This window comes from Pseudomonas sp. P5_A2_2, from assembly GCF_054177685.1.
Genome location: NZ_JBGCUL010000288.1, coordinates 1 through 5,125 on the forward strand (window position 1 = coordinate 1; position 5,125 = coordinate 5,125).

Here is a 5,125-nt window from a genome sequence, read left to right on the forward strand (position 1 = left end):
CCACCACTTCGATTCTGCTCAACACTCCCGGCGAGTCGTCTTCCATGGTCACGGCCCTGGAAGGCAACCTGATGGCGCGCAACGGCCGGGCGGGACCTGCGCTGGCAACGGCGGCGATAGGCTCATTCGTCGCCGGCACCATCGCCACAATTTTGCTGACGTTGTTTGCGCCCATCGTGGCCAGGCTGGCCCTGAATTTCGGTCCGACCGAATACTTCGCGATCCTCGTGCTGTCGTTCACCACCGTGTCGGCGGTGCTCGGCGCTTCGATGCTGCGCGGGTTTGCCTCGCTGGGCGTCGGGCTGACCATCGGTTTGATCGGCCYGGACTCGACCTCGGGTATTGCCCGCTACACATTGGGCGTTCCCGAACTGGTGGACGGTATCGAGGTGGTGCTGGTGGCGGTCGGGTTGTTCGCTGTGGGCGAGGCCTTGTACAGCTTGCTCTATCAGACAGAAGCCAACGAGGGCCGGCATCGCCTCACCTCGTTGTGGATGACCCGCGCCGACTGGAAACGCTCAGTCCCCGCCTGGTTGCGCGGCACGCTGATCGGCTTTCCGTTCGGTTCGATTCCGGCCGGTGGCGCCGAGATTCCGACCTTTTTGTCCTATTCCACCGAACGCAAACTCAGCAAGTATCCCAAGGAGTTTTCCGCCAACAAGGGCGAGGGTGCCATCGAAGGCGTCGCCGGCCCGGAAGCGGCCAACAATGCCAGCGCGACCGGGTCCCTGGTGCCGTTGCTGACCCTGGGCATCCCGACGTCCGCCACCGCTGCGATCCTCTTGGCGGCGTTCCAGAACTACAACCTGCAACCAGGGCCGATGCTGTTCGAAACCTCCGCCGACCTGGTCTGGACACTGGTGGCCTCGCTGTACATCGGCAACGTGATTCTGCTGGTGTTGAACCTGCCGCTGGTGGGGCTGTGGGTCAAGCTGCTGCAAATCCCCCGGCCCTACCTGAATGCCGGCATCCTCGTATTCGCCACCATCGGCGTGTATGGCATGCGCCACTCATCCTTCGACTTGATCCTGATGTTGGCTATTGGCTGGGGCGGGGTGCTGATGCGCCGTTTCGACTTCCCCGTCGCCCCGGTGATTGTCGGTATGCTGCTGGGGCCAATGGCCGAGAAACAACTGCGTAACGCCTTGTCCATCAGCCAGGGCGACTGGACGGTGTTCGTCACGCAACCGATCTCGGCGTTCTTCCTGGCCCTGACGCTGCTGGTGCTGGTGGTGCCCCATGTGCTGCATAAACGCGGCATCAAGTTACATGAGGATGATTGAATCCTGCGATGCGCAACTCCTGCGGTAGCGAGCAGGGCGAGAAATCGATCTGACGCCGTAGGGAATCCCCTTTCTTTCCTCTGGGCGGCGACTAACAGGTCGGGGTGAGGGAGGATGTCAAAGCAAAAACGCCTGCAGTTGCCGGYGATCGATCGGCAGATTGAAAGCAAACCACGATTTTCGGTGTTCAACTTCACCGAAAGTCGGAAGTTTAAAAACAAACATTGACAAAAAATAAATAATAAAGTTCGTTATAGGTCTTGATTTGGTCTAAATATGGTGTATGGTGGCTGTGGATGGTCGATTCGTATTGGTCATCAATTAAGGTTCTGTTCGAGTTCAGTTCAGAGTCTTTCCGTTATCAGGCGCCCGTTACACATCAGGCGTCCCCCAGGATGGAGGTTTCCTCTCATGCGAGTAGAAACAATTAGCTTTTTGAAAAAACACGCATCTGACCTGCCTCTTGATGAGCCAATGGTCGTCACACAGAACGGTGTGCCTGCTTATGTTGTGGAGTCTTACGTTGAGCGTAAGCGCCGTGACGAAGCAATCGCCCTTGTGAAAATGCTCGCAATCAGTTCGCGCGAGTATGCCCAAGGTAAACACTGTTCGACTGATGAACTGAAAGCCCGTTTGAGCAGGAGATTTGCCCACAAATAAAAACAGGAGATTCAATGAATAAGTTCACAGTACGCATCTCCGCAATCGCTGAATACAGCATCGAAGACCAGATTGAACATCTGGCCGCCTATCACGGGTTTTCAACTGCCGAAACGCGGGTTTACTCCGTCATTGACGTCATCGAGCGCAAGCTCTCGGTCACACCCTATGGTTACCCTGTAAGCCCTCAACTTAGCGAACTGGGTGTCATGCAATACCGTGAACTCAACACAGATGGCTATCGCGTCTTCTACGAAATTTTCGAGGCGGATAAGGCTGTTGCCCTCGGTCTGGTTTTGAGAGACAAGCAGAGCGTTCCGGACGCACTCGTTCGTTACTGTTTGCTCAGCATGTACGAGCCTCCGGCATGATATCGCTGGCCAGTTCTGACGCATCACGTCATGAGCGGCCTGTATAAGTCGCTTCTATCCCGGCGCTTGAGTGCTGGGATCGGATCCWGGGGCAGTGCCCCAATTGACGTAATAAAAAAGTACATCGCACAGCAGGATCCCCCCCCCAAAAAAACTTGGGGCCGTCTATACCGGCTCGCTATCCTTCCCCCACCTGAAGGAAGGGGTTTGCCGCTAATTTTGATCAACTGACCCGACGCCTTCGCGAGCAGGCTGAACTGGCCTGATGACTTTGGACACTTGACCAGTTCAGGCTCGCTCCCGCAGGGTCTTGGAGTGGACCAGGTGGAAAACCAATACCTGACTGACTCAGGCCAGCATCGACATCAGCCCACCCTGACGCTCCAGCCTGGCCAAGTCGTCGAAGCCGCCGATGTGGGTGTCGCCGATGAAAATCTGCGGCACACTGCGTCGACCACTGCGGTTGAGCATTTCCTGCATCTTTCCAGGGTCGCGCTCGATATTGATCTCTTTCATCACCGCGCCTTTGCTCGCCAGCAAGGCCTTGGCATTGCGGCAGTAAGGGCAGGTGTCGGTGGTGTACAGGGTCACGGTGTTCATGGAGGGCACTCCGTCGTTCAAGTCATTCAGGCGTCGATGGCCGGGAAGTCGATGTCGGTCAGCGCAGCGTTATTGAGGTAGTTGGTCAGCGTCTGCGAAGCCACGTGGGCGATCACTTCGATGATCTTGCCGTCGTCGATGCCGGCAGCACGGGCCGCTGCGATCTGTTCGATCGTCAGGTGGCCACGGCTTTCGGTGACCTGGCGGGCGAGGGTGGCATAAGCGTTGAGTTCACCCTGACGCGCACTGAGAATGTCCTGACCTGATAGCCCGGCCTTGCCGGCAAACAGCGTGTGGGCCGCCAGGCAGTAGTCGCAGCCGTTGACCTGCGAGGTGGCGAGGAACACCGCTTCTTTTTCCGTGGCGCTCAAGGATGTCTTGCCCAGTGCGGCCGAGTTTTGCAGGTAGGAGGCCAGTACCGCCGGGGCGTGGGCCAATACTTTGAAGATGTTGGGCAGAAAGCCGATTTTCTTCTGCACGCCTTCCAGCAGTGGGCGGGTGGCGTCGGTGGCGTGTTCGATGCTGATCTGGGCAATGCGGGTCATGGTGATACTCCGTGGTGTGAAGCGCGGTATGCGCTGGGTACGGAGCTGATGTTAGGGGGAGTGCCTGGCTTATTGGGTGCAAATCGTCGAGGATATGCGACAGATCGTCCAGATCCGCCTTCGGGAGCCTTGTCATGGATCGCTTGTCCACGTTGCTCACGCACTTCGGCGTCAATGCCGGCACCTTTCACAGCGGCACGTTTTGCGGTACCGCCGCCTACGACGGCCAACAGGCCAGCGGCCACTTGCACCTGCTTCAGGCTGGCGAACTGTTGCTCAAGATGGGCGATCAGCCGGATCTGCAATTGACCGAACCGAGCCTGATCTTTTTCCCCCGGCCCTATCGTCATCGCCTGTTCGCGTCTGAAGCGTCCGGCACGCAACTGGTCTGCGCGACCCTGGATTTCGACGGCGGTGCGGGCAATGCCCTGGCGGCGGCGCTGCCGGATTTTCTGGTGCTCAAGCTCGATGAAATCCCGACCCTGGCCGGGACCCTGGAATGGCTGTTCAACGAGGCGTTTAACGGTACGTGCGGACGCGAAGCGGTGATGGATCGCCTGTTCGAGCTGCTGGTGATTCTGTTGCTGCGGCACATCTTGAGCACCACTGGCCAGCAACCGGGCATGATGGCCGGCCTTGCCGATGCGCGCCTGGCGCGGCCGCTGAGCCTGATGCATCAATCCCCGGCCAAGGCCTGGAGCGTGGCCGAACTCTCGGCCGCCGCCAACATGTCGCGGGCCAGTTTCGCCGAGCACTTTCGCCGGGTGGTCGGGCAGACGCCGGTGGATTACCTGGTGAGCTGGCGCATCAGCCTGGCGCAGAAACGCCTGCGCGAAGGTCGGCCGATTGCGTTGATCGCCGAGGAAGTCGGCTACGAAAGCCCCTCGGCGCTGGCCCGGGCGTTTCGGCGCAAAACCGGGCTCAGTCCCAGGGAGTGGAAAGGTGGTTGATTCACCCGAAAACCCTGTGGGAGCGAGCAAGCTCGCTCCCACAGGTCCGGCGGTGCGGCTTCTTACGTGAGCATCAGAACTTGAACGCCTGCCGTCCCACCAGAAGCCATTTACCGTCCTGTTTTTGCCAGATCTGGAAGTTCTCGATTTCCGTTGGCACCACTTCGGTGCCTTTGAGCGCTTGCGCCGAGAAGTGGTGACGGACCAGCGCGACATCGCCGGAGACGGTAATGGTCTGGTTTTGCATCTCAAGGGTCTTGAACGCGCTTTTGCCGGTTTCGATGTCGGCGATGAAGGCTTTCTTGTCCTGGATCTTGCCGCTGGAATGCCCGTAGGTCAGGTTCTCGGCGGTCAAGGCGTTCAGCTCCGGAATGTCTTTGTGCAGCATGGCCTGGGTCAGGTGGTCGACAGCCTGGGCCACGTCCTTGTCCGCGGCAGCTGGGGTAGCGGCGACGTAGCCGCTGAACAGGCACAGAAAACCTATCAGCACTTTTGCTTTTTTCATGGGTGTTTCCTTGTTGTTATGGGGTAGCGTCATGACTGGACGAATATTTGTCAGTCATCGTACAACTTATCATGCGGTGGAGGAAAAAAGCGAACTTGCCCGGCGGCCTTGCCTCGAAGTTAAAAGGGCCATGTCCTGACTTCGAGGTATTGCGCCATGCAGCCTGACCCGCGTTTACGGCACGACCTGATGTTGCTGATGGTGTTTCTGC

Annotated in this window: 8 protein-coding genes; 4 read left to right on the forward strand and 4 right to left on the reverse strand. The window is 58.5% G+C overall.

Annotation, left to right across the window (positions count from 1 at the left end; translation table 11 throughout):
* The 3 genes from ACXRVY_RS16505 to ACXRVY_RS16515 all read left to right on the forward strand — a co-directional run.
* Positions 1-1,283 (forward strand): tripartite tricarboxylate transporter permease (locus ACXRVY_RS16505; protein WP_458237780.1); only part of this gene is annotated, 1,283 nt, incomplete at its 5' end.
* 411 nt (positions 1,284-1,694) lie between these two features.
* Positions 1,695-1,943 carry a type II toxin-antitoxin system Phd/YefM family antitoxin gene (locus ACXRVY_RS16510; protein ID WP_046037234.1) on the forward strand — a complete coding sequence of 83 codons (249 nt, stop codon included), beginning with the start codon at positions 1,695-1,697 and terminating at the stop codon, positions 1,941-1,943.
* Between the two features lie 14 nt (positions 1,944-1,957).
* Positions 1,958-2,314, forward strand: coding sequence for a type II toxin-antitoxin system RelE/ParE family toxin (locus ACXRVY_RS16515; RefSeq protein ID WP_223463345.1), 357 nt, complete (start codon positions 1,958-1,960; stop codon positions 2,312-2,314).
* 348 nt (positions 2,315-2,662) lie between these two features.
* Here ACXRVY_RS16515 and grxC read toward each other — a convergent pair whose 3' ends face one another.
* Entirely contained in the window at positions 2,663-2,914 is a 252-nt protein-coding gene (gene grxC / locus ACXRVY_RS16520) for a glutaredoxin 3 (RefSeq protein ID WP_223463346.1), read from the reverse strand.
* Positions 2,915-2,940: 26 nt separating this feature from the next.
* Positions 2,941-3,459, reverse strand: coding sequence for a carboxymuconolactone decarboxylase family protein (locus ACXRVY_RS16525; protein ID WP_223463347.1), 519 nt, complete (start codon positions 3,457-3,459; stop codon positions 2,941-2,943).
* Positions 3,460-3,593: 134 nt separating this feature from the next.
* On the opposite strand from ACXRVY_RS16525, the gene ACXRVY_RS16530 reads away from it, so the two are divergent.
* Positions 3,594-4,409 carry an AraC family transcriptional regulator gene (locus tag ACXRVY_RS16530; protein WP_223463348.1) on the forward strand — a complete coding sequence of 272 codons (816 nt, stop codon included), beginning with the start codon at positions 3,594-3,596 and terminating at the stop codon, positions 4,407-4,409.
* A gap of 73 nt (positions 4,410-4,482) precedes the next feature.
* On the opposite strand, the gene ACXRVY_RS16535 is transcribed toward ACXRVY_RS16530, so the two are convergent.
* Both ACXRVY_RS16535 and ACXRVY_RS16540 read right to left on the reverse strand, forming a co-directional pair.
* Entirely contained in the window at positions 4,483-4,914 is a 432-nt protein-coding gene (locus ACXRVY_RS16535; protein WP_223463349.1) for a nuclear transport factor 2 family protein, read from the reverse strand.
* A gap of 16 nt (positions 4,915-4,930) precedes the next feature.
* On the reverse strand, positions 4,931-5,125 hold a 195-nt coding region (locus ACXRVY_RS16540), incomplete at its 5' end, for a hypothetical protein (RefSeq protein ID WP_458237781.1).